Origin of the sequence: Rouxiella sp. T17, assembly GCF_036663475.1 — a bacterium.
Classification (GTDB): domain Bacteria; phylum Pseudomonadota; class Gammaproteobacteria; order Enterobacterales; family Enterobacteriaceae; genus Rouxiella.
The window spans coordinates 99561-122619 of record NZ_JAWUEA010000041.1 but is presented as its reverse complement, the minus strand read 5'-3'; the positions used below and the strand labels follow the sequence as shown (position 1 = coordinate 122619).

Genomic DNA, 23059 nt, shown 5'->3' with positions numbered 1-23059 from the left:
CTAAATAGTTTGTATAACGTCGACGTTTACATGCTGTGACAGTTCACCATAGGAAATCACCGCAATATCTTTGAATCTTGATTCAATAAATTTCTTGATAAATCGTCGGACATCTATTGAAGAGATAATAACTATGTCTTTAAACTCATGATCGTAATTTTGTAGCGCTACGGTAAAAATATCCATGAGCTCTTCGGCTTTTGCAGGCTCGATATTTAAGAAAGATCCACCGGATGTGGTTCTGATGCCTGCTCGAACAATCTCTTCCGTTTCAGTCGTTACCATTAGCACACGAAGTTGATTATTTATAGAAAACTTGTCACATATATAGCGTGCTAAAGTTCCCCTCACATGCTCGACCAATAAAATCACATCTTTTTCTTTAGGAGCCCATAAAGCAAGTGCTTCCATAATCATTTTCATATTGCGAATAGAAATCCTTTCAGACAATAACCTCTGTAAAATTTCGGATATTTTCTGCATTGTCATATGTCGCAAAACTTCTTTAATGAGTTCTGGGCAGGTCTGTTCAAGCCTGTCAGAGATGGTTTTGGCTTCTTGTACGCCAAAAAATTCATTTATATGATGAGCCAATTGTAGTGAAATACAATAATAAAGTTCATCAAGCGCAGTTCTTAAAGAATAACCTAAAGCCATCAAATCATCTTTTGTTTCTCTTTCGACCCAAACCCCACTACTCTCTTTAAACATTTCAATATCAAGAAATTCAAGCTCTTCTAGCTTATTAATAACGCGTAAACGATCAAAGTAAAGAGTATATTCTTCAACTTTTATTTCATTTATCAAGAACGTTACAGAATTAATAATTCCTTTTTCACCACTCTTCAATAGTATTTCTGGAAGGTGAATTCCGTAATCAATAAAGAACTGGCTACGAATGTGTCCAGAAAGGTCCTGCTGCAACAATTTTTCGTAGTATTCATCAGGAACGATAAGTATTAGCGGGAGAGCTTCAGCATGAGTATCGTCGAGATGGTTTACCATCGTCATCGAGCTATCCAGGCTGCTATGCTCTCCATTTTTTTTACTGGTTGATTGAGAAGTATTGTTTGTAACGCTTTTTTCTTCACTACGCTGTTTTTTATTCTTGATGAAATAAGTGATAGCGAGAATCATAGATAATGTAAGGAATACAAAAAATGGAAATCCCGGTAGTAATCCAATGCCCAGAGTAAGAATGGCAGCAACAGCAATGACAAATGGCTGATTTATTAGCTGGGAAAGAATTTTCTTACCCATATTATCACCCTCTCCACTTACACGAGTAACGATAAATCCAGCGCTTACGGCTATTAACAATGATGGGATTTGCGCAACCAGACCATCACCAATTGTGAGCATAGTATAAGTCTGTAATGCTTCGGACATTACCATGCCATGCTGATTCATCCCTACGCTAAGGCCACCGATAAAATTTACGAAGATGATGATGATGCCTGCGATTGCATCCCCTTTTATAAACTTCATCGCGCCGTCAAATGATCCATAAAGCTGACTTTCACGCTCTAAAATACTTCGTTTCTCTTTAGCCTGTTCCGAATCGAGGATACCTGTTTTTACATCGGCATCAATACTCATTTGTTTACCCGGCATGGCATCAAGTGAAAAGCGAGCAGCAACCTCTGCGACCCTTTCTGCGCCCTTTGTAATAACCATAAATTGGGTAATAGTAACAATAAAAAAGATTACAAATCCTACGATGAGGTTATCACCAATGACGTAAAGTCCAAAGGTCTCAATAATCTCGCCGGCATTGGCATCGTTTAATATAAGGCGGCTCGTACTGATAGACAGCGCGAGCCTGAACAAAGTCGTAATAAGTAATACAGCAGGAAAAGTCGAAAAACTCAAGATCCCGCTAATATAAAAAGAAGACAAAAAAACCAGAACTGAAATAACAATATTTAATCCAATTAAAAAATCCACCAAATAGGTTGGTAAAGGCACAATCAGCATGGCAATTATTGTTACTATCAACAATAAAATTATCATTTCTGGATGTTGTTTTATATGTTTTGTTATTCTTTCCATATTTGTCGCCTGCAATCAGGCATTCCTACCTAGTGTTTCACGTTTAAAATACTTGCCAATTTTTAATTTTAATAAAATTTCTACTGCCGATTTGTCCGTTAACTCATTGAAAAAATAATCAGGGAGGCCTTTTATTAGCGCTAATAATGACTGATAAAATCGTGCTTTTTTCGATGTGTTATCATGTGTTTCGGGTAAGTTATCAATATCTTTAAGATAAACTTCAACTCCATGAGGATCTTGTTGTATACAAAAAACGAACAGTAACCATTTCTCTTCCGAACTATTAATACGAGTAATGTTTTTTTGAGTCAACAAACCTTGAATAAACTCAGATTCCAAACTCCTTATTTGCTTCAATTTAAGTAAGTGAGAAAGTAATTGGCCAAACTCTAAATCCATACAACTTGGCGCCGTTGAAGATATATCAATCAAAAGCGCCTCTTCGATAAATTCAAGTATCTTGTGTCTTTGCTTATACCCAAAGATTGATATCCAACTCTTATATGTTTCAATATCATCACCGTCACTTTCAAGGAAGTTACGGTATGTGCTTCTTAAAAGCGAAGCGCTTATTCCAAGGCTTTGACCGAATAATCTCGCTTTAAGCGCAACGTTAATCCCGGCTTTTAATAACTTTGTGTTTCCCGACTCTTCAAGCTTTTTAAGCACGCTGCGCAGCGTAACTTTCACACTTTCATCAATATCAGATCTTTGTAACGCTTTTCTGAGAATGATGACCCTGTCACTCTCATCTGGAAATTGTTTGAAAAAAGTAAACAGCATATCCTTTATGCTATTACCTTTAACATTCGATACCATTTTAAGAAGCATAGCTATTTTTTGAATGCTATTGTCTTCTAATATCGAATCAAAATTATTCTCTGCATCTGCTCCACTCTTTGACATTAAATCTTTTCTCGACCTAAAGAGTGAGAAACCCTGCATCCATTCATCAACACTCTGTGAAGCTTTAGCTAATAAATCAGCGGAAGATTCGTTGTCTAGTACTAGATATTGCTGATCGTCTACCAAGCTATCTTCACTAGCCTTAGCATTTGAAGACTCTTTTTTCTCCTGTGCTTTTCCTCGCTGTTGTTCACGGACGATCATCATTGACGATCGTCCGTAATCATTGTTAATTGTACTCATAAAAAACTCATTGAGAGATTTTGTTTCCAATCTCTTAACGGTGTGGAACTAAATAAGTCCCGTGACAGTGAATTCTCAGGTGCAATGTCTTGTGATTTTATTTCACGAGGCTGTATCAAAAATACTCGGACGGTTTGAGTATTCTGGGTAATACGATAGCGAAACAAGGCACCGATGAAGGGTATTTTTCCAAGCAAGGGTATGCTTGTATAATTTTTACTATCTTCATCCCTTGTATAACCCCCTATAAGCAAGCTTTTACCTCTGGGCACGCGCGCCACTGTGCTGATGTTTGTGCGGGCAATTTGCGGCAAGGGGGCGATTAAACTGTCGCTTCCGCCAGAAGTTTCATTTGCATTGCCATCTTCAACATTTAACATCATTTCTATTTCATCATTTTGGGTAAATCTAGGCAATACGCTGACTGCTGTTCCAAAGGTGATTTTTTGCAGGTCAACATTATGTTCACCTAATAATTGGGTATAAATACTATGGCTATTATCAAAAATAGCAGGGATGTTTTCTTGAGTCAGGATAACAGGACGAGAAATAATGTTAGCTAATTTATTTTTACTAAGTGCCAAAATATCAGCCATAAATTGTCCTCCATCTAACGTACTCGACATATTGATCATACTCCCTGTCCCTCCTACTCCTTGATTTAAGGAAATACCGAGTTTATTGCCGATATGCAGGCCACCATTCCAATTGGTTCCAAGCTGCTCTAGCGCACTCTTCTCCAAATCAACTATCCAAACGGAAAGTTCAATATGTCGGCGTGGCTTATCGAGTGCGGCGATAATGTTTTTAATATGCAAAATTTGTTTTTCGCTTGCTTTAAGCAGCAGGCTGTTATTACCTGGATTAGAGATAATTTTAACATCGGAGTAATTAGTTTGCCCAGCATCCTGTGCAGGATTTACATATTCTTGAGGTTGCAGAGGTTTGGGCATACCTGCATCTGGTAAGTTATTGGCTTCTTCTATGTTTCCAGAAATACCGTTAATATTTCCATAGACACTTTTGTCTAATTTTACGCTTTTCACATCTGCTTGCGTAAAAAGCTGACCTAAAACTGTGGCGATACCCGGGACCACCAACTTCTGGTCTCTGAAGCTATAGACTCTATCTTCTGCGAATGTATTCTGCAAATAAACGATAGAGACTGTCTCTCCAGACTCTAATTCCGGATCTTGATTATCGAGTGTTTGCGCAAGTTCATTGATAAGCTCAACATATATAGGAGGGCCTGATATAAAGAAAGTTGAATTCCCCTCTTCTCCACGTAATGGATATTTACTATCGTAAACTCCAATTCTCTTTAAGTAAGCCAATAAATAGTCTAAAGAAATAGCCTTCATTTTTATAATTTGGCTTGCCATTTCTGTTGCATCATAGACATAAAGGGTTGAGTTGTTGTCATACCAAATCAAGCCCAAGTTATTACTCATTAGTTCCAATTGCAATTGTGGATCGACTAGAGATACTTCGCCGCTGATTTTCTTCCTTAAAGCTAGTTTACTTAATATAATAGGTTTATTTAATTTTGAAGACAGGGCACTAAAGTAACCGCCAATACTTTCATTGGTTGCAACATAACCATCAACCTTACTTGCATGAATTTTTTCTATAGCGCTATCATTTTCAGAAGCATTTTCTCTCGCATAAGCGCCTACACTTATTGACATGCTTATAACAAGCACGGTTAGGGCTTTTAATATCACTTTAACACTCATCTTTCTCTCATTATTCATTTCATCGCCATATCAATAATTGACTTTCTTAGCGCTCTAGGGGTCATGCCAAGCATTTTTTTAACATCATTCGAAAAATGCGAAAGTGAAGAATAGCCATGGGCAAATGCAACATCTGTCATATTATGTGGATCGTTTATAAATGCTAATACCGCCTTAGTCATTCTCCATTCGCGCAGCGTCACTTTTGTCGTGTGACCTAATGCATGGCGTGACAATCTCCGAAAATGCGCAGCTGACAATCCATACCTTACGCACAAATTTTGTAGGCATTGATCATTGTCATCCGTTGCGGAAAGTAAAAAATGCACAAGATTATAGCACTCTGTTTCGCGCAGGAATTGTACGAGTTGTTTACTATCTTCAGCTGGGCGCATCGCCTGATTTAATAGCCAATATTCCATTTCATCAGGATTCAAATCTTGTACGGTATCTGGGAATGAAGCCCAACATAATTCGTCAGTTTCTATGGTGTCGGTATTCGAAATGGCATGATCCAGAAAAACTTGAAGTTTAGCCATTTTCATAATATCAATTTCAAAAAAACGTAGAGTACCTTTATTGATTTTTAATGCCATAACATCCAGCGCAATTAATCCTCGCCAATGATTTTTTAATGTTAACGTACCTTCTTTACTATGTCGTAAGATACATTTCAATTCGCATCCGTTAATATCATTAACCTCTGCCAGCCATAATTTCTTCTCGGTAATCCTTGTCTGCTTGCCCTCACTATATATATGTGGGATGGTTTTAAAAAGCATATAATTAATCCCGTGAAGATGAAGACTTAATTTATTTTCAGAATCATAATCTTTAACGGTTTGATTATCTTGATGTAAATATGATACTTACGATTGTTGTCATCACTCCTTCAAATCGATCAAATATCGTCTATCATTTTTCATCATAAAGAAATCAAGATTAAAATACCCTTGGTAATTAATATCTCTAGCCATAGCATTAGGTATTAGAGATTCATTTTATGGCACCCATTTATAATGAAACAGTCAAAACTGTTCAAACTAATAAAAAAATCACTCTAAAGGTAATAAATAGCCTATTAGGTGGTTGTGAATTTGAACTTGACCACGAGTGTACATTTTTTCACGTTTCATCACCAAAACAGTTAACTGAATATCCAGTTGATAACAGTAATGCCTTAATCATACCGATAAATGAGGGAGGTATTAACTTTGAAGTCATCATTAAAGATAACTTAGTGGATGAGGTAGAGCTTGTAAAACACAATGCCGATGGTTTAATAAAATCCACAGTTAAATTCAATGATGAGATTTATATTGGTTCGTTAATAATCATAATGAAGTTGGCCATAAATTCTTGGGCTCCTAATAACAGCCAGCTTAATGCAACCAAGGCATTTAAAAGAACCAGTTCTCCTAAAAAAAGGCTTGCGGCAATTTATACTTTTTTAACTGCTCTACTTTTAACTTTTGCTTATTTTAAAATTTATTCAAAAGGAGCAGGCAGTAATCTTATCCCTGTGGCGCACTCAGCCCTCTCCAATAAAAACATACTCAAGCCTTTGAATAAACCCTTGAACAAGTCCTTACCCAATATTAAGGTGGCGAAAAAAGACTCAAATGATATACAAGAAGTAGAGAATGCCCTCCGCAAGATGAAACTAAGTTTCACTAAAGATAAGATCAATAAACTTACGAACTTCAATTTTGTTGGTGAAATTGATGATGAAACCATACAGAAAATTAAATTTTTAAAACAAAAATATCCCAACCCTGACTATTTTTTATCTATTAATTTAAAAGATACACCTCCCGCTAACAAATCATTTAAATATGGCAAGCAAGGTTATATTAAACTTTCTGCCAACCATTGGTTATTAAATCGTTCAACATAGGAAAAGTCATGAATAAAGTTAACAATTATAATGCTCCAGGTACTCTAGAGTATATTATGAATTTGTCCGATAAATTCAACACAGGCGTAACTTCGTTAAAAGGTAAGTTGGATACAGCTTTATTAGATTTAAATGGCGGTCCTGGTGGTTCAAGTGATACATCAGACCCGACAAAATTAGCAAATTATCAAGCCGCGCTATCAGCCTATACCCTGTTCTGTAATGCGCAATCCAGTTCAGTAAAAGCATTTAAAGATATAGCCGCTGCTACTATTTCTAACTTCAGATAATATTTATAGGATATATGATGCACACTTTGCCATTAACCCAAAGTCTTTCAAAAAAGCTGGGGTCTGATAGTTTCACCAGTGAATACGTCAGCCTTGAGGATAATTTAATTGCAACCTATGCCGCTAATGTTCAAAATTTTGATCAGCGAAAACAGCACGTGCTTGATTTAGTCAGCTCATCCGGCTCAGTTACCTCCCCTGAGACACTGTTTGCCATACAGCAGCAAACGGCTGATTATAATATCGAAGTCTCGCTTATTAGTGCTTTAACTCGAAAAGCGACAGGTGCTGTGGAGACATTGTTGCGGGCATGAAAATTTCGCACTTTTTTATTGCCGTGTTTATCTTTTTTCTCACAGGCTGCAAAGAACAAGAGCTACTTAAAGGGCTTGACCAACGTCAAGCTAATGAAGTTCTTGCACTTCTGCAAAAAAATAATATTTATGCCGACAAAAAAGATTTTGCCAAAGATGGCTATAAAGTCTCGGTAGCAAAGCAAGATTTTAGTAATGCCGTGGAGCTATTGCGTATTTATAATTTACCTTCTCAGCCAAGAATGGAAATAGCACGTATGTTTCCTTCTGACTCGCTTATATCGTCGCCTCTAGCTGAAATGGCAAGACTTTATTCAGCCATTGAGCAACGGTTGGAGCAGTCGCTTATGGCTCTACAAGGCGTAACGGCTGTACAGGTTCATGTAAGTTATCAGTTTGACTCAAGCAATAATGTCAAAAAGAAGGAGCCTGAGCATGTTTCGGCCTTAATAAGTTATGACAATCATGCTGATAGTTCATTGATGATAAGCGACGTAAAACGATTTCTTAAAAATAGTTTTACTAACTTGAGTTACGATGATATTTCCGTCGTGTTAAACCCATCGGCTGTACTCCCCATAACACCGGAGTTAGCATTTAAAAACGATGCTGAGCAATTTAATTATTGGTGGTTAAGTGTCCCTGCCCTACTTATTTTAATGATAGTTGGCTATTTATTTTATAGAAAATTTGATTTCAAAAAGGTGCTCAATGGTTAGCAAATTATCGTTACATGCTATCATTTTTGAACCCTATTCCTGGATGAATAATGACAGAAAGGTTGATCATGAAATATTCGACAATGCGACTTGTCAAAAATTAATTAACAAAGTTTTTATAAGACATAATGGTTATTCGAATGACCTGCCTCACGTTGAGGCAGGTTCTTTTCTGGATAATTTTATCCAAAATTGGATGTTGCTGCCTGAGATCTCGAAAATCCTTGCCTGTCGTAGACACCGTTCCGGGCTGATGTATCAAGGTGAGTTTGAGCTCTTACCGCAAAGCATCCGTCATTTTTGCCTTACTGATTGTGCTGACGTACAACCTGTCATTATGGGGACGACGGTGACACAAGATTATCTTTACGCCTGTGGTGCGCAGATGTTATTGAATCTCTCAGTACACTTATCTAAGGCTCTTATTCAGCGTATTCCTCTACTTTTCAGCGAGAGCATTATGAGGCTAACACCTAAGCCTCATCCTAAGCCTCTTTCCCTGTTAGATTTTAGATTGGCTATTCAACATGCAAAATTCTCTCATACCTTTTGATATTGAAGATGCCCTAGAGGGCGTCTTGGTTCCAGGAAAAATTTTGAAAGCGCGCGACAGAGCCATGCGAATAATTGAGCAGGCCCAAAACAATGCCTCAAAGATCATCAAGCAGGCTAACTTGGAATCAAAGGAGATTAGCGAATCGGCCTTTAATGAGGGATATCAGGCTGGAATTATGTTGTCATTTAATTCCGTAGCCGACTACCTTCAGAATAGCAATGCGTTGTACCATGAATTTTACACCCATGTTAATCAGACGATGCGTCATAATCTTAAGCAAGCGCTTGGGGACGATGAGGTATTCAGCCTCATCATTAAAGACTGGTTACAAAAGCTGGCTCAAGAAATAAAGGAAAGCCACCAACCCCTCATATTGTTAATTCCACAGCACTCGCCTAATTTGAAAACAAATTTACTTGAATTTATAAAAACCATTTGGCAAGGAGATGTTCAGCTACATCAACATGATGAAAATCGGTATGTAATCAAACATGCCAATAAAATCGCAGAATTTTCGCCAGAGCAATGGATAAAAAAACAGAAAATAAAAACGGATTATTTGTCGCATCTGGAAAATCAATTGACCTGTCTTTCAGGACAGGCAATGCGCGAATTTATCAATATGCTTTCTACGAAATTAATTAAAGAAACACCAAGGAGCCTTTAATGGATAGTTTACGCTGCCAGTCAAATTATAACTCTTTAAAAAACAACTTACCTACTGTAGATAATATTGCACTCAAAGATCGTGTAAGTAAACTTACAGGAAATTCTACTGAACAGAACTATGATAAAATTTATAAAAGCTTAGTGGATTTTGTATTTAAACAAGCTCAGCAAGAGCTACAAGAAAAAATAGATGATGAGAAGGAACCTATCACGTGGTGAAGATTCCCTTTAAAATAGGTTATCCGCAGATTGCCACACTTTGTCTCTGTTTGTTTTTAGCAGGCTGTGTGCAACCTAAAGCATTGCCTAAAGAAATTACTCTTGATAATACGACTTGTGCTGAAGCGGTTAGTGATAATCCAAAGTTGATTTACCTGCAAATGAATGACTGCATTGATAAAAGTCAAAAAAAACGTGCCGCTTATCTGTATGCCCAAGCAGGTACCCTAACTTGGTACCAATCGCTAATCGATAAGAGTGAGACTAGTCGACTTGCGCATAAAAACTTACCTACTGAAGCCTTAGCTAAGCTCAGTGATAGCGAACGTAAAGAGTTTACTGAAACGCTTGAAAGCACTTTGGATGATAATAAGTTAAGACAGCAGATCTGCTCACGATTACTCGCACCCAAAGTTGACTATAATGTTGAGTTGGCAAATTCTTACTCTGACAAATGGTTGTTAGCTAAAAAAGGATATCTTCACTGTATCTAGTAGGTTTATTGTTTAGCCGATTTATGCCTGATCGCAAACTCAGGCATTTCTCCAAAACTATTTTTTAGCATGGCTTATTTCTTCAGAAATCTTGCGCTTTCTTACATGCTGCTCAGTATTTGATGTTGATTTTGACATCGCAGGTATTAACTCGGGTTGCACAAAATCATGTTCAACCAAGTATGAGCCATTCAGGCGGTTCATCAGCATAAGATCCAGATTACCTAAACCAGATACTTTAGTATTGGTTCCCATTGAAAGATCGATGCCCAATGTCAACAATTCCACAATATCCACGATTTTATTAGGCTGTACTAATCCGCTTATGTCTAATGGGATACTTATTAGATCCTGGCCTATAATACTTGCTGCTTTTACAGTGGGAAAATTTAGCCCTCCTCCTAACGCCAGCCCTCCGAGCCCAAGTGCTCCTAATGAGCGCACTGCACACTGAGAAAAAAATTTAGTTGTCCCTAGAGAATTGCATGGAAAGACTAGTTGCCGAACAGTATCGCCTCCTAACTTAGCTTGTATACCGGGAGTTAAATCGTCTATATCTCTATTAATCGCAATATTTCCTTCAAACCTGTTTACCGCCTCCATAATGTAATCGGTATTTGCCCAGATCCATCCTTTCGCAGTTTTTTCTAGAGTAATATTTAAACCGAAATGCGTAACGCGCATGCCAGTCATACAGGCCTGAAAAGTCACTGGCAAATAACCGTTAAAATCCAACTTCGCTGACGCACCTGCTTCCAAGTGAAGATAAGGTTGGAGGAAAATGTTTTCTATCGGTTTATCATGAAATAAATTCTTTAAAATTTCGAGAGTTGGAATGACAAGCTGGAATTGCAATCCTACCTTTGAATAACCGCCAGGTATCTCTTCTATAGGAGTAGAGAATGCCATCTGCAGCATCATTAAAGGTGTTCTCAAACAACAACCTTGCAATAGAACACGTAGTAACTTTTTGTGCGTTGAAACTGAAGGCAAGTTTTCAATCATCACGTTTAACTGTTGATCTATACTCGCCAGTAAAATTTTTTTATCTGCTGAATCTGCCTTAACGTCTTGGATTTCTCCTCGTAAATTGCAATTGGTTTCATACAGTTTATAAAATCGGTCACTTTCTTCCCTTCCCATAATTCTTTTTAGTTCTTCACGCAAATTTAGGATAGATTTTCCGAAATTATCAACTGTTGTATCAACTTGTTGCTGATAATTTTGATAGAGTTCTTCACCCGCTTTACCACAAAGATAATAGATCATGTCGAAAGGCTTAAGCAGCATTCCTAGCCATGATTTATCATTCTCATTCATCTTTTCGATTAGACAGGCTTCAGGGGCATTAGGGTCCTGCAGGTCTATTTTGAAAGTAAAGTTATCGACATTATTATTTAAGTCGTCTTCAGTGACTCCCGTCAGGTGTTGTGGGATTTCAGGTCTGGTTAGACTTTTTATAACTTGATTGTTATTTTCGACGTTCATTATTTTCTCATGCACTATGTTTTTTAGTAATTAAATAGCACACGAAAATAGGGTCGATTTTTATAAAACGCTCATCTTTATGGAGAGGCAACCTAAACTGTTATCTGGATCGACATTTAACTATCGTTGATTCCTCTAAAACGAGCTTTCCTAATGTTTGAATTGCTTTTTCAGCACGGGTATTCCATTCAAAGGAGGTATTGAGTCTTAAACAATGCCGATAACGGCTATCGACGGCAAACATAGTGCCCGGCGCCACGCTGATGCCTTTTGCCAATGCCTGCTGATAAATTTTCGTTGCATCCACTTTTTCGCCGAGATTTATCCATAGAAAATAGCCGCCAGCTGGCTGGCTGACCCGCGTCTCAGGCGGGAAAGAGGCAATTATGGCGTTGCGCATTGCGATTTGTCTTAGCTCAAGCTGCCGACGCAGGCGTCTAAGATGAGTGTCATACCCTCCCTGATGTAGAAAATCGGCCAGCGCGAGTTGAACCGGTACGCTAGCAGAAAGCGTACTCATCAACTGCAATCTCTGGATCCGCGAAGCGTAAGCCCCTGCCGCCACCCACCCCACGCGGAATCCGGGGGCCAGACATTTGGAAAATGAAGAACAGTGTAAGATTTGCTGTCCGTAAGCCGACATTTTTAGAGGATCGGGCCGCACGCCGTTGAAATAGAGTTCGGCATAAACATCATCTTCTATCAGCGCTACCTGATGATGTTGCAGAATGTCCACCAGCCGCGCTTTTTTCTCAGCGGGCATGGTACAACCCAGTGGGTTTTGGAAATTAGACATTAACCAGCAAGCTTTTATCGGATAAGTCGCCAACGCCTGCTCTAGAGCAGCTAAATCCATGCCATTTTGCTCATCCATTGGAATAGCCACGGCCTTAAGTTTTCTTCTTTCAATCGCTTGCAGCACCCCATAAAACGCGGGTGATTCGATGGCGACCCAATCTCCCGGCTGTGTCAGCACCTGCAAACTCAGACCCAGCGACTCCATGGCGCCCGAAGTGATAACGATTTCATCGGGCGTGACTTCAACTCCGTGATGCGCATAACGCTGGGCGATATTACGTCGCAGCTCTTCATTTCCGGGCGGCAGATTGGCGATGGCGCTATGCGGTGACATCCGCCGCACCGCGCTGGCAAGCGAACGGGCTAAACGCGGCTGCGGGAAAAGCGTGGGATCGGGAAAAGCAGAACCAAAAGGCACAATGTCCGGGTCTTGCCCCGCCTTTAAAATGTCGAAGATGGCGTCATTGACATCTATTTGCTCTGCCGCGTGCAGCGTATGCAAAGGAGAAGCGTTGATGTGGGCCAATTGACGAGGCGCGACGTAATAACCTGATTGAGGTTTGGAAACAATACTCCCCTGACTTTCCAATAGTTGATAAGCCTGTAAAACCGTCATCAGGCTCAAGCCTGACTGCTTACAGCTTTCTCTCAACGAAGGAAGCTTTTCACCTGGCAGCCAGACATGTGAATCGATTTGTCGACGCAGCGTCTGGGCAAGCTGCTGGTAGCGCGTCAGGCTCATTCATTACCGCCTACTGTTATAGGTTATTGTCGTATGATCTCTAGATTACCCTTTTTCGCATCAGTGAACGACTTTACCGTTTACGAGAATTCGCCAATATCCGCTATTTAGCTTCATCAGAATTTGAATAATCTTGATACGACCAATATTGATGCAATTCTCGATCAGGGTAAATCTTAAAACACCTTATTTTTCAGTAAGCAACAGCGAAATCCTTACGGATTCTAAACAGTTTCTCCACGATCGATGTAATTATGACACGCCTGCTTTCAGACATTTACAGTACCTCGCACTACTATTCATTTCAGGATGTAGACTGTATTTCGTCAACCCGGCAAGGCATAACACCTGCCGACTACACAAGACAACATTAGCTGGTTTAGAATCTGGCTATAACAGAACAATGAGGAATTGAATAATGCGCAAACTTACCGCAATGGTTGTGGCTTCAACTCTGGCTCTGAGCTCGGCTTCTTTCGCTTTCGCTGCCGAAACCACCCCGGCGACGGGCGCACCGGCCCAGACTCAGGGCAAAATGGATCACCATAAAGGTCCACATCATCCAAACCCGTTCGCCGGTCTGAACCTGACTGAACAGCAGCGCACGCAAATGAAAGCGCTGATGAAAGAGTCTGGCCCGCGTCCAGATCGTGCCGCAATGAAAACGCAGATGGATACCCTACACGGTCTGGTTGCTTCCAACAGCTTCGACGAAGCCAAAGTGAAAGCAGAGATCGACAAAATCTCCCAAGCTCAGTCAGCGCGTATGCTGGACCGTGCCAAAGTCGAGAACAAAATGTATAACCTGCTGACGCCTGAGCAGAAAAAGCAGTTTAACGAAAACTATCAGAAACGTGCCGAGAAAATGGCCGAGCACCATCGCGAACACAAAGCCGATGCTGCTAAACCTGCTGCTTAATAAGTAAGAGACATCATCTCGTCAAAGCCGGCCTTCGTGGCCGGTTTTTTTATGTCTGAATCAGAACCCCGTACCGCGTTTTTGTCTTCCCTATACTGCCATACTCATTGAAAGCGTTTACTGCATCACATTTCTGATCCTCTGTTTGAATTTGCGGCTGTATATCCCCCCTTTTTGCGCTGTAATCCTCAATGACTGCAACACGTTACCTCGGGCAGTTACGGGCATGTTCCTCTCATGCCTTGCGAATGACAAAACAATAGCGACCTTCAAGGTTGCATCTTCAAGGAGTGGTTGATCATGACAAACGTCAAGTCCGGAATTATCTGGCTGGTGGTGGCGTTAGTGGGAGCCTTTGCTTTTGGCATGCTGGCGCTGAGCCGTGGCGAACACATTAACGCGGTCTGGCTAGTGGTGGCCGCGATTGCCTGCTACAGCATCGCCTATCGATTTTACAGTCTGTTTATTGCCAAAAAAGTTTTTGGTCTGGATGACCGTCGTACCACCCCTGCGTTTAGAAAAAATGACGGGCTGGATTATGTGCCGACCAATAAATGGGTGCTGTTTGGCCACCATTTTGCGGCCATCGCCGGTGCGGGGCCTTTAGTCGGGCCAATTCTGGCGGCGCAGATGGGCTTTTTGCCGGGCACTATCTGGATTTTGATCGGCGTTATGCTGGCCGGCGCGGTGCAGGACTTCCTGATTCTGTTTATTTCGACTCGTCGCGACGGCCGTTCGCTAGGCGAAATGGCGAAACAGGAGCTCGGACAATTTGCTGGCGTAGTCACTATGCTCGGCGCGCTAGGAGTGATGATCATTATCCTCTCGGCGCTGGCGCTAGTGGTGGTTAAGGCGCTCGCCGACAGTCCCTGGGGCCTGTTTACTATCGCCGCGACTATTCCTATCGCGCTGTTTATGGGCATTTATATGCGTTTCCTGCGCCCGGGTAAAATTGCCGAAGTGTCGATCATTGGCTTCGTGTTGATGATGCTGGCGATTATTTATGGCGGTAACGTGGCGCAAGACCCCGTTTGGGGGCCGTTCTTTACCCTGCACGGCACCACGCTGACCTGGGTACTGGTGATTTATGGCTTTATTGCTTCCGTATTACCGGTTTGGCTGCTGCTGGCGCCGCGCGATTATTTGTCGACCTTCCTTAAAATTGGCGTCATTCTCGGGCTGGCCGTGGGCATCATTTTTGCGATGCCCGAGATGAAAATGCCGGCGGTAACCAAATTTATCGATGGCAGTGGTCCGGTATTTTCTGGCGGGCTGTTCCCGTTCCTGTTTATTACGATTGCCTGCGGGTCGATTTCTGGTTTTCATGCGCTGGTTGCCAGCGGCACTACGCCGAAACTTATCGAAAAAGAGAGCCACATTCGCTTTATTGGCTATGGCGCAATGTTAATGGAGTCCTTCGTCGCCATCATGGCGCTGATTTGCGCGTCGGTAATTGACCCGGGCGTCTATTTTGCGATGAACTCTCCGGCGGCGCTGATTGGCACCACGGTTGAAAATGCTTCGCAAGTCATCAACGGCTGGGGATTTGTAGTTACGCCTGAAATGCTGACCGTGATTGCACGCGACGTGGGTGAACAATCCATTCTTTCTCGCGCAGGCGGCGCGCCGACCTTTGCCGTCGGCATGGCGCACATTATTACTGACGTCTTTAACAGCCGCGCGATGATGGCATTCTGGTATCACTTTGCGATTCTGTTTGAAGCCCTGTTTATCCTGACCGCGGTCGATGCCGGTACGCGCGCCTGTCGTTTTATGGTGCAGGATTTGGTCGGCGTCGCGGTTCCTTCACTGGCAAATAACCGTTCCTGGGTTGGCACTATCGCCGGCACCACCGTGGCCGTGGCGGGTTGGGGCTTCTTCGTTTATCAGGGCGTGGTCGATCCACTGGGCGGTATCAATACGTTGTGGCCGTTGTTTGGTATCGGCAACCAGATGCTCGCCTCGATGGCATTGATTCTCGGCACCGTGGTGTTGTTCAAAATGAAGAAACAGCGCTATGTCTGGGTAACGATTTTGCCTACCGTCTGGCTGCTGGTAACTTCCATGACCGCCGGCTGGCAGAAGATTTGCCATGAAAATCCGTCAATCGGTTTTCTGGCGCAGGCGAAAAAGTTCTCTACGGGTATCGACAATAACATGCTGATAAAACCGGCCAAAACGATTGCCGACATGCATACTATCGTCTTGAATAATCAGATAAATGCCGTGCTGTGCGGCTTCTTTATGCTGGTAGCGGTGACTATGCTTATCTCGTCATTTTTTGTCATCCGCCGCGCATTGAAATCGCCAAAACCTACCGTACATGAAACCAGTCCGCTGGCGACTCGGGAGGCGCGTCATGTCTGAATATGGTTTGCCTTATCGCCATTATCCGCAACGGTTTCTGACTATTACACGCTGTCAGCCGATGGTTGCACGTCCGCCACGGCCCGAGAATATCAAACAGTGGCTGGTTTATATTGGTAAGGGGATCGCGCAGAGTTTCAGGCTGATGGTGGGCGTGCAGGATTATCCTAATTATGTGCGTCACATGGCGTTGCATCATCCTGAACAAACGCCGATGACGGAGAAAGCGTTTCATCGCTATTGTCTGGATGCACGCTTCCCCAGTGAAGCCGGAAAGCTCGGTAAATGCCCTTGTTAAAATTCTCATTGAATTTTGACCTGAGTAATACCTGATGAAGATCTGAGTTAAACCTGATAAAGATCTGATTTTTTGACTCAACACACGCCTGTGTTCTCGCACAGGCGTAAACTCCCCCTCACCTTGTTGGCCATTAATTCTCTGAAACTCTCTGACATCATGAAAAGCTCACATTTCGTTATTCGTCCTGCCACCCTTGCCGACGCACGTCAGGTTATAGAACTGATTAGCTTTGCGGATGAACACGCACTGCTATACCTTACCGGCAAAGGCACACTTGCAGAAGCACAGCAGGTTTATTTACAGGGATTTGGGCGCGAAGATGTCTATTACAGTTATCTGTTTACGCAGGTTTGTTTTATCAATGAACGACTGGCGGGGTGTATTTTAGCCTTTCCCGGTTTTCTCGAACCGACGTTTATTTCGCAGGCGGTGTCTGTCTTTGCCGACGTCAGAGAAGCTGATGACGACGAACTCTACATCGATTCACTCGCCGTATATCCCGAGTTTCGCGGCCAACAGCTTTCAGAAAAGTTAATCGAAGCCGCCAAAATCCAAGCCAAAACCTACGCCCTCGGCAAACTCTCCCTGCTCGCCGACGACACCAAACCGCACCTCGAGAAAATGTATAAAAGCTATGGCTTTGCTGTCGCGAACAAAATCATTCTAGAAGGTGTGAGCCATAAAAAAATGACTCTACTTATCTGATTTCATAAAATAAATATTTGTGAACAATCTCCTAAAGATTTTGATGGCAGCCAACGCGGCTGCCGTTAAAAAGATGACCGAGATTATTTGATGCGGGCAATTTGATCGTCAATGGTGACCTTATTCAATACCGCACGGTTTTTAATTCGTCTCGACCACATGGCCGTTAAAATCGGCACTAAAACCGAGGTCACGATGACTGAAGTTGCGACCAGCGCCGTGGCGGCTGGCGCAACAGCTTTAAATTCCGGCACCATTTCGGCAATTAACACCGGCGTTGCAACCGCCGCGCCCGCCGAACTTGAAGCCGCCACGCCCGCCGTGCCATCACCACCGCCAATAAATTTATCGGTAAGCATTAGCGGTATGCCGGTAATCACGATAACTGACAGACCCAGCAGTACACCAAGCAGGCCGGTTTGCAGAATTACGCTGAGATTAATGGTATTGCCAAGGGCAAAGGCGAAGAACGGAATGAGCGTCTGCACGGCCTTGCCAAAAAATTCCCGCAGTTCTGGATCTAAATTACCTAATGCAAAACCTACCAGGAACGGTAAGACCGCGCCGACAAATACGTGGGGTTCAAAGGAGGCGATTCCGGCGGTGCCCAAGATAATCATGGTCATTAACGGGCCTGACTCTAATGACATCAAAACGAAAGCGCCCGCCTCTTCTTTGGTGCCGTACTGCTGCATAATTGAGGCATAAAGGCCACCGTTGGTCATGTCCATCGACGCTACCAGCGCCAGCGTGGAGAGACCCGCGAAGAAGCCAAATTCAACGCCGTGCTCCGGAATAAATTTTGAGGCCAGCGCCGCCACTACCCAGGCTACCGCGATTTTAGTGACCACTAGCGTGCCGGATTTGCGCAAAACTGTGCCGGTGGCGCTGAGTTTTATTGACGCCCCCATGCAAAAGAACCACACGGCGAGAATGGGCACGGTACCCGTTATTAATCCATTGGAAAAAGAGCCCAGATATTTACCGGCTCCCGGGGCTAGAGTGTGGCAAATTGCGCCGATAAAAAGCGGCACCAACATCATTCCACCGGGAATTTTCTCGATTGCACGTTTAATTTGCATGTTGTACCCACCTGAGTAGCAGAGCATCAATTGAGGTGAACGCGCCGGATATCGGCCGATAAGCGACGATAACTTCGCTGATGGACGCCAAATTAACCGCTTATTAAACGAATAAAAGTGATCGCACACATAAAAATGAAACAACGTTTCTTTTTTAAAGATCCCTTGTTTCGTTTTGTGACGTGAGCCAAAAAAAACCCGTATCAGGCGCGATACGGGCAGAGGCGGAAACTATTTTTGAGGCGATGAGAGATGAGATTATTGCTGCTAGACTTATTGACGCGGACTTATCAAAACTATTGTTACTCATGCCGCTCTTATTGACCGTAATAGGCATTCTTTCCGTGCTTGCGCAGATAATGCTTATCGAGCAAGGTTTGCTGCATATTACCCAGCTCGGGAGATAGTTGCCGTGAGAAGATCCCCATATAGGCAATCTCCTCCAATACCACGGCATTATGCAGGGCGTTTTCGGCATCTATTCCCCAGGCAAAAGGCCCATGGGAATGTACTAATACAGCAGGTATCTCATTCGGTGAAAGGCCGCGTTCGGTAAAGGTTTCAATAATGACCTCTCCCGTCTGCCATTCATAACGGTCGGCTATTTCAGCGTCGCTCATTTTGCGGGTGCAGGGAATATCACCATAAAAATAGTCGGCGTGGGTGGTGCCCCAAGCGGGAATATCACGTCCGGCCTGCGCCCAAATCGTCGCGTGGCGCGAATGGGTGTGCACAATTCCCCCAATTTCATTAAAGCGCTGATAAAGTATGCGATGGGTATCAGTATCCGACGAGGGCTTTTTATTCCCTTCAACCACCTTGCCGCTTTCAAGCTCGACCACCACCATATCTTCCAGCTTCATATCCTGATATTCAATCCCGGAAGGTTTAATCACCATTAACCCCTGTTGGCGGTCGACGGCGCTGACATTTCCCCAGGTAAAGGTCACCAAATGATGACGTGGAAGCGCGAGATTAGCCTCCAAGACCTGTTCTTTTAACGAAGTAAGCATTGGGATCTCCTTTTTTGACCCATCACTTATTCTGAGATCCTTAGGCTTTACTGGGTATGGCATAAATAGCTAAAGAGCGCGTGCTGTTCTGCTGCAATGACATTTATGGCTGTCATGTAGCATTTTGTGCGCTGGTCGATTAGCGGAAATATTAATTAAGATTATTTACCTGTTAACACATTTCCTTAATGCGTAATTTACAGATGTTACGCAAAGAAGCCATTTCTTAACTATACTTATAAGCGTTATTAAAGTAATCCCTTTGAGGAGTATGACAATGATTTTAAATAAGCGTGTTGCCAGCATTGGATTTGTATTGGTTGTGACTTTATCTGTCAGTGCCTGTGGTGGACATTGGTCTAACCGCGATCGAAATACCGCCATTGGTGCCGGTGCCGGTGCTTTAGGCGGCGCTGTATTAACTCGCGGTAGCGCATTAGGTACCGTCGGTGGCGCAGCAGTCGGTGGCGTTGTAGGTCATCAGATCAGCCGATAAGCGCTAATTTGACTTAATAAGAATAGATACGGGCTGCTCTAAACGAGCTATTAAATAAGGTAAATGCGGCTTACGTAAATTACAGTAAATAAATGCCAAGAATTTATATTTAAATTAATTGCCCGGCATTAACTCTGGCTATTCTTATACACACTAATAAAAAAACGCGCCGCTGATCGCTCAGCTGGCGCGTTTTTTTATGGGTTATTTCTTGGGTAGATAAAAGCGCTATCCACCTGCTAATTTGACTTTAAAGCTCTTGGCTTCAAGCAGCTGTTTTAACAGGTCACGTTTGTCACCCTGAATCTCGATCACGCCGTCTTTCACTGCGCCGCCACAGCCACATTTCTTTTTCAGCTCGGCAGCCAGCTTTTCTAGCGCGGCATCATCAAGGTCTACGCCCGTAATCAGACACACGCCTTTGCCTTTTCGGCCGCTGGTTTGGCGCTGAATACGCACCACGCCGTCGCCTTTTGGTCGTTCAACTTTAGGCTTCGGCTCGTCGATGCGTCCGCTGTCGGTCGAATAAACTAAACGGCTGTTATCGTCATTTTTCATCAGACTCCCCTTTACGCCAATGACGCGCGAATATCTTTTAACGTCTGAGCCGGATCAGCTGACTGAGTAATCGGACGGCCAATGACCATGTAATCTACGCCGGCAAGCTGCGCATCGCGCGGAGTCATAACGCGGCGCTGATCGTCTGCGGCACTGCCTGCAGGACGAATGCCTGGAGTGACCAGCTTAAAGTCATTACCGAGCTGTTTTTTAAAGGTCACGGCTTCCTGCGCCGAGCACACCACGCCATCGAGGCCGTTATCGCGGGTCAACGTGGCCAGGCGCAGCGCGTAGTCAGCCGGGCTTTGCATAATGCCGAGGTCGGCCAAATCGCTGGCTTCCATGCTGGTCAAGACCGTAACGGCAATCAGCAATGGCGCATCTTTGCCAAAAGGTTGCAGGGCATTTTTTGCCGCCGCCATCATGCGCGCGCCGCCGCTGGCGTGTACGTTAACCATCCACACGCCCAAATCGGCAGCGGCAGAAATCGCATGCGCCACGGTGTTTGGAATATCGTGGAATTTAAGGTCGAGAAAGACATCGAAGTTGCGGTCGTGCAGCTCTTTCACCAGCTGCGGACCAAAAAGGGTAAACATCTCTTTGCCAATTTTGAGACGGCAATCGCGTGGGTCAATGCGGTCAACAAACTCCAACGCCGCTGACTTATTGGCGTAATCAAGGGCGACTACAATAGGCGATGATTTCAAGTCGTTGTTATGAGGGTTATTTTCTGACTTCATTTCTTCAACCTTTTGTGAGTTTTAAACGTAGGAAGCGTGGGACAAAAATCTGACGCCCGCATTCTACATGGCATCCCGCCTAAAGCCCAGCCGAGAGTTAATCTCTACCCACGATGGAGAAGTTACAGTTTTATGAATTTTTTGTGAACGGGTAGACAGTAAGCGGAGGCTGACATAATTTGATGTTTTAATTTAGGAAATTTCAAAATGACCGAGACTGTCACGCTGACCATCAAGATCCCTGCGGATTTAAAAGAGCAGATTCGCGAAGCCGCTTTGCATAGCGAGCTTTCATTAAGCGCAGAAGTTTGCTCAAGACTGGAAAACAGCTTTACTGATAAAGAAGAAAAAGACGGCAAACCTGAAGCGCTGGAGATTGATAATCAGCACCTAGGTGAACAAGCTGAACCCGCGCTCACCCAGAAAGAGTTAAAAAAGCTGCGCCTGCTTATTGCTAAACCTGCGGGTAAATCTACGGCTAAAACATCCAGTAAATCTACCAGCAAAAAGAAATAACATCAGGCGTAATCTTGCGAGCAATGATTTATCTTCAAAGATTTCGCTTTAACAACTGTACGTTAACTATTGTCCGTCGAGACCGCGAATCGGTTTAACCGTGGCCCATGCACGGCACGACGGGCAGTGCCAATAAAGCGAATGCGCGGTAAAGCCGCACTTATGGCAGCGATAGCGCGGCTTGGTGCGGATTTGTTCGCCGACCATGTCACGCAGCAGCACCAGACTCTCTTTCGCTCGCCCTTCTTCGGCATCCGCCAAGTGGTAATCCATCAAATGATGAAACACGCGCATCGTCGGATGACGCTGCAGCTGGCGGTTGATATAGAGTTGCGCCACTTCACGCCCCTCTTCCTGTTGCAGGATTTCGGCCAGCATTAACTCGGCGGTCGCGCCCGTGTTTTCATCTACGCAGCGTTTCAGAAACTCGGCCCACTCGAGCTTGTTATCGAGATGCTGATAACACTCTTGCAGCATCGGCAGCGTTTCACTGACGACTTCTTTATCTTGCTCAAGCACGCGTTTCAGGGCGTCGGCCGCTTTGGCGTAGTCACCTTGGGCAATAAGAATTCGGCCCTGCATGATGGACACGCGGGCGCAAAGCTTATCAGCGGAGGCCGATTTTTTCAGCAGACCGGCCGCTTTGTCGAGGTCGTCGCTGGCCATTGCCTGAAGCGCCAACTCGCAGTAAAAATGCGCGATTTCCTGCTTTTTGTTCTCTTTGCCTAGCTTGACCAGCTTTTCTGCCACTTCAATGGCTTTCTGCCAGTCGCTGGTGGCCTGATGGATAATCAACAGCTGTTGCAAGGCAAGCAGCTGAAAGTCCTGCTCTTTAACCAGCTGATTAAACATGTCTTCGGCGCGATCGTAAAAACCCGCCGCCATGTAGTCGCGTCCGAGTTGCTGAATAGCCAGCAGTCGCTGTTCAAACGTCAGCGACGCGCTTTCCATAAGCGACTGGTGAATACGGATTGCGCGGTCCACCTCGCCACGGGAGCGAAAGAGGTTCCCGAGAGTGAGGTGCGCCTCGACGGTGTTACTGTCCTCCTTCAACATATCGAGGAACAGATCGACCGCTTTATCTTGCTGATTCGAGAGTAAAAAGTTTACTCCCGCTACATATTCACGAGATAAACGGTTGGCATTCTGCTGTTTATCCTGTTGTGAGCTTCTGCGCCCCATGTACCAGCCATACGCGGCGGCAACGGGCAGTAACAGAAACAGCAGTTCTAACAT

25 protein-coding genes are annotated in these 23059 nt (G+C 43.6%); 14 read left to right on the top strand and 11 right to left on the bottom strand.

What is annotated here, in order from left to right; translation table 11 throughout:
• The 4 genes from SC206_RS19870 to SC206_RS19855 are packed head-to-tail and all read right to left on the bottom strand — an operon-like array spanning position 1 to position 5722.
• Positions 1-2052, bottom strand: coding sequence for an EscV/YscV/HrcV family type III secretion system export apparatus protein (locus SC206_RS19870; protein WP_332740069.1), 2052 nt, complete (start codon positions 2050-2052; stop codon positions 1-3).
• A gap of 15 nt (positions 2053-2067) precedes the next feature.
• Positions 2068-3204 (bottom strand): type III secretion system gatekeeper subunit SctW, encoded by a 1137-nt coding sequence (gene sctW / locus SC206_RS19865; RefSeq protein ID WP_332740068.1) that lies wholly within the window; start codon positions 3202-3204, stop codon positions 2068-2070.
• Complete coding sequence (gene sctC, locus SC206_RS19860) at positions 3201-4958, bottom strand: type III secretion system outer membrane ring subunit SctC (RefSeq protein ID WP_332740067.1); 1758 nt, start codon at positions 4956-4958, stop codon at positions 3201-3203. The genes sctW and sctC overlap by 4 nt, the downstream gene beginning before the upstream one ends.
• A complete protein-coding gene (locus SC206_RS19855; protein ID WP_332740066.1) occupies positions 4955-5722 on the bottom strand; it encodes a helix-turn-helix domain-containing protein in 768 nt (255 codons plus the stop codon). The genes sctC and SC206_RS19855 overlap by 4 nt, the downstream gene beginning before the upstream one ends.
• 221 nt (positions 5723-5943) lie before the next feature.
• Here SC206_RS19855 and SC206_RS19850 point away from each other — a divergent pair, with 221 nt between their 5' ends.
• The 8 genes from SC206_RS19850 to SC206_RS19815 are packed head-to-tail and all read left to right on the top strand — an operon-like array spanning position 5944 to position 10098.
• Entirely contained in the window at positions 5944-6837 is an 894-nt protein-coding gene (locus tag SC206_RS19850; RefSeq protein ID WP_332740065.1) for a PrgH/EprH family type III secretion apparatus protein, read from the top strand.
• An 8-nt stretch (positions 6838-6845) separates the two neighbouring features.
• Positions 6846-7127 carry a type III secretion system needle filament subunit SctF gene (gene sctF / locus SC206_RS19845; protein WP_332740063.1) on the top strand — a complete coding sequence of 94 codons (282 nt, stop codon included), beginning with the start codon at positions 6846-6848 and terminating at the stop codon, positions 7125-7127.
• A 14-nt stretch (positions 7128-7141) separates the two neighbouring features.
• Positions 7142-7441: a type III secretion system inner rod subunit SctI gene (gene sctI, locus SC206_RS19840; protein WP_332740061.1), complete on the top strand. Its 300-nt coding sequence runs from the start codon at positions 7142-7144 to the stop codon at positions 7439-7441.
• On the top strand, positions 7438-8160 hold the full coding sequence (gene sctJ / locus SC206_RS19835; RefSeq protein WP_332740060.1) for a type III secretion system inner membrane ring lipoprotein SctJ: 723 nt from the start codon (positions 7438-7440) through the stop codon (positions 8158-8160). Before sctI ends, sctJ begins: the two co-directional genes overlap by 4 nt.
• Positions 8153-8713 carry a hypothetical protein gene (locus SC206_RS19830; protein WP_332740059.1) on the top strand — a complete coding sequence of 187 codons (561 nt, stop codon included), beginning with the start codon at positions 8153-8155 and terminating at the stop codon, positions 8711-8713. The genes sctJ and SC206_RS19830 overlap by 8 nt, the downstream gene beginning before the upstream one ends.
• Positions 8688-9383 (top strand): hypothetical protein, encoded by a 696-nt coding sequence (locus SC206_RS19825; protein ID WP_332740058.1) that lies wholly within the window; start codon positions 8688-8690, stop codon positions 9381-9383. The genes SC206_RS19830 and SC206_RS19825 overlap by 26 nt, the downstream gene beginning before the upstream one ends.
• On the top strand, positions 9383-9604 hold the full coding sequence (locus tag SC206_RS19820) for a hypothetical protein (protein WP_332740056.1): 222 nt from the start codon (positions 9383-9385) through the stop codon (positions 9602-9604). The genes SC206_RS19825 and SC206_RS19820 overlap by 1 nt, the downstream gene beginning before the upstream one ends.
• Positions 9598-10098, top strand: coding sequence for a hypothetical protein (locus SC206_RS19815; RefSeq protein WP_332740054.1), 501 nt, complete (start codon positions 9598-9600; stop codon positions 10096-10098). The genes SC206_RS19820 and SC206_RS19815 overlap by 7 nt, the downstream gene beginning before the upstream one ends.
• A gap of 57 nt (positions 10099-10155) precedes the next feature.
• On the opposite strand, the gene SC206_RS19810 is transcribed toward SC206_RS19815, so the two are convergent.
• Positions 10156-11586 (bottom strand): hypothetical protein, encoded by a 1431-nt coding sequence (locus SC206_RS19810; RefSeq protein WP_332740053.1) that lies wholly within the window; start codon positions 11584-11586, stop codon positions 10156-10158.
• A 100-nt stretch (positions 11587-11686) separates the two neighbouring features.
• The gene (locus SC206_RS19805; RefSeq protein ID WP_332740052.1) at positions 11687-13126 is read right to left on the bottom strand and encodes an aminotransferase-like domain-containing protein; all 1440 of its coding nucleotides are present in this window, start codon (positions 13124-13126) and stop codon (positions 11687-11689) included.
• Between the two features lie 418 nt (positions 13127-13544).
• Between SC206_RS19805 and spy the strand changes: the two genes are divergently transcribed.
• From spy to SC206_RS19785, 4 genes are all read left to right on the top strand, one after another.
• Positions 13545-14045, top strand: coding sequence for an ATP-independent periplasmic protein-refolding chaperone Spy (gene spy, locus SC206_RS19800; RefSeq protein ID WP_332740050.1), 501 nt, complete (start codon positions 13545-13547; stop codon positions 14043-14045).
• A gap of 300 nt (positions 14046-14345) precedes the next feature.
• Positions 14346-16412, top strand: coding sequence for a carbon starvation CstA family protein (locus SC206_RS19795; RefSeq protein WP_332740048.1), 2067 nt, complete (start codon positions 14346-14348; stop codon positions 16410-16412).
• On the top strand, positions 16405-16710 hold the full coding sequence (locus SC206_RS19790; RefSeq protein ID WP_332740047.1) for a YbdD/YjiX family protein: 306 nt from the start codon (positions 16405-16407) through the stop codon (positions 16708-16710). The genes SC206_RS19795 and SC206_RS19790 overlap by 8 nt, the downstream gene beginning before the upstream one ends.
• A 159-nt stretch (positions 16711-16869) precedes the next feature.
• The gene (locus SC206_RS19785; RefSeq protein WP_332740046.1) at positions 16870-17418 is read left to right on the top strand and encodes a GNAT family N-acetyltransferase; all 549 of its coding nucleotides are present in this window, start codon (positions 16870-16872) and stop codon (positions 17416-17418) included.
• Between the two features lie 83 nt (positions 17419-17501).
• Here the strand turns inward: SC206_RS19785 and kdgT are convergent, their stop codons facing one another.
• Both kdgT and araD read right to left on the bottom strand, forming a co-directional pair.
• Entirely contained in the window at positions 17502-18500 is a 999-nt protein-coding gene (gene kdgT, locus SC206_RS19780; protein WP_332740045.1) for a 2-keto-3-deoxygluconate transporter, read from the bottom strand.
• Between the two features lie 317 nt (positions 18501-18817).
• Complete coding sequence (gene araD, locus SC206_RS19775) at positions 18818-19513, bottom strand: L-ribulose-5-phosphate 4-epimerase (RefSeq protein ID WP_332740044.1); 696 nt, start codon at positions 19511-19513, stop codon at positions 18818-18820.
• 277 nt (positions 19514-19790) lie between these two features.
• On the opposite strand from araD, the gene osmB reads away from it, so the two are divergent.
• Positions 19791-20009, top strand: a complete 219-nt coding sequence (gene osmB, locus SC206_RS19770) for an osmotically-inducible lipoprotein OsmB (protein ID WP_442976143.1) — start codon at positions 19791-19793, stop codon at positions 20007-20009.
• A 228-nt stretch (positions 20010-20237) separates the two neighbouring features.
• Here osmB and yciH read toward each other — a convergent pair whose 3' ends face one another.
• Together yciH and pyrF are read right to left on the bottom strand one after the other, a co-directional pair.
• The gene (gene yciH / locus SC206_RS19765) at positions 20238-20567 is read right to left on the bottom strand and encodes a stress response translation initiation inhibitor YciH (protein WP_332740041.1); all 330 of its coding nucleotides are present in this window, start codon (positions 20565-20567) and stop codon (positions 20238-20240) included.
• 11 nt (positions 20568-20578) lie between these two features.
• A complete protein-coding gene (gene pyrF / locus SC206_RS19760) occupies positions 20579-21307 on the bottom strand; it encodes an orotidine-5'-phosphate decarboxylase (RefSeq protein WP_332740039.1) in 729 nt (242 codons plus the stop codon).
• A gap of 207 nt (positions 21308-21514) precedes the next feature.
• On the opposite strand from pyrF, the gene SC206_RS19755 reads away from it, so the two are divergent.
• Positions 21515-21823, top strand: a complete 309-nt coding sequence (locus SC206_RS19755; protein ID WP_332740037.1) for a hypothetical protein — start codon at positions 21515-21517, stop codon at positions 21821-21823.
• 66 nt (positions 21824-21889) lie between these two features.
• Here SC206_RS19755 and lapB read toward each other — a convergent pair whose 3' ends face one another.
• The gene (gene lapB, locus SC206_RS19750; protein WP_332740035.1) at positions 21890-23059 is read right to left on the bottom strand and encodes a lipopolysaccharide assembly protein LapB; all 1170 of its coding nucleotides are present in this window, start codon (positions 23057-23059) and stop codon (positions 21890-21892) included.

Coding starts and splice junctions, on each gene's coding strand:
- SC206_RS19870 (WP_332740069.1), bottom strand. CDS start 2,052: ATGGAAAGAATAACAAAACATATAAAACAACATCCAGAAATGATAATT.
- sctW (WP_332740068.1), bottom strand. CDS start 3,204: ATGAGTACAATTAACAATGATTACGGACGATCGTCAATGATGATCGTC.
- sctC (WP_332740067.1), bottom strand. CDS start 4,958: ATGAATAATGAGAGAAAGATGAGTGTTAAAGTGATATTAAAAGCCCTA.
- SC206_RS19855 (WP_332740066.1), bottom strand. CDS start 5,722: ATGCTTTTTAAAACCATCCCACATATATATAGTGAGGGCAAGCAGACA.
- SC206_RS19850 (WP_332740065.1), top strand. CDS start 5,944: ATGGCACCCATTTATAATGAAACAGTCAAAACTGTTCAAACTAATAAA.
- sctF (WP_332740063.1), top strand. CDS start 6,846: ATGAATAAAGTTAACAATTATAATGCTCCAGGTACTCTAGAGTATATT.
- sctI (WP_332740061.1), top strand. CDS start 7,142: ATGATGCACACTTTGCCATTAACCCAAAGTCTTTCAAAAAAGCTGGGG.
- sctJ (WP_332740060.1), top strand. CDS start 7,438: ATGAAAATTTCGCACTTTTTTATTGCCGTGTTTATCTTTTTTCTCACA.
- SC206_RS19830 (WP_332740059.1), top strand. CDS start 8,153: ATGGTTAGCAAATTATCGTTACATGCTATCATTTTTGAACCCTATTCC.
- SC206_RS19825 (WP_332740058.1), top strand. CDS start 8,688: ATGCAAAATTCTCTCATACCTTTTGATATTGAAGATGCCCTAGAGGGC.
- SC206_RS19820 (WP_332740056.1), top strand. CDS start 9,383: ATGGATAGTTTACGCTGCCAGTCAAATTATAACTCTTTAAAAAACAAC.
- SC206_RS19810 (WP_332740053.1), bottom strand. CDS start 11,586: ATGAACGTCGAAAATAACAATCAAGTTATAAAAAGTCTAACCAGACCT.
- SC206_RS19805 (WP_332740052.1), bottom strand. CDS start 13,126: ATGAGCCTGACGCGCTACCAGCAGCTTGCCCAGACGCTGCGTCGACAA.
- spy (WP_332740050.1), top strand. CDS start 13,545: ATGCGCAAACTTACCGCAATGGTTGTGGCTTCAACTCTGGCTCTGAGC.
- SC206_RS19795 (WP_332740048.1), top strand. CDS start 14,346: ATGACAAACGTCAAGTCCGGAATTATCTGGCTGGTGGTGGCGTTAGTG.
- SC206_RS19790 (WP_332740047.1), top strand. CDS start 16,405: ATGTCTGAATATGGTTTGCCTTATCGCCATTATCCGCAACGGTTTCTG.
- SC206_RS19785 (WP_332740046.1), top strand. CDS start 16,870: ATGAAAAGCTCACATTTCGTTATTCGTCCTGCCACCCTTGCCGACGCA.
- kdgT (WP_332740045.1), bottom strand. CDS start 18,500: ATGCAAATTAAACGTGCAATCGAGAAAATTCCCGGTGGAATGATGTTG.
- araD (WP_332740044.1), bottom strand. CDS start 19,513: ATGCTTACTTCGTTAAAAGAACAGGTCTTGGAGGCTAATCTCGCGCTT.
- osmB (WP_442976143.1), top strand. CDS start 19,791: ATGATTTTAAATAAGCGTGTTGCCAGCATTGGATTTGTATTGGTTGTG.
- yciH (WP_332740041.1), bottom strand. CDS start 20,567: ATGAAAAATGACGATAACAGCCGTTTAGTTTATTCGACCGACAGCGGA.
- pyrF (WP_332740039.1), bottom strand. CDS start 21,307: ATGAAGTCAGAAAATAACCCTCATAACAACGACTTGAAATCATCGCCT.
- SC206_RS19755 (WP_332740037.1), top strand. CDS start 21,515: ATGACCGAGACTGTCACGCTGACCATCAAGATCCCTGCGGATTTAAAA.
- lapB (WP_332740035.1), bottom strand. CDS start 23,059: ATGTTAGAACTGCTGTTTCTGTTACTGCCCGTTGCCGCCGCGTATGGC.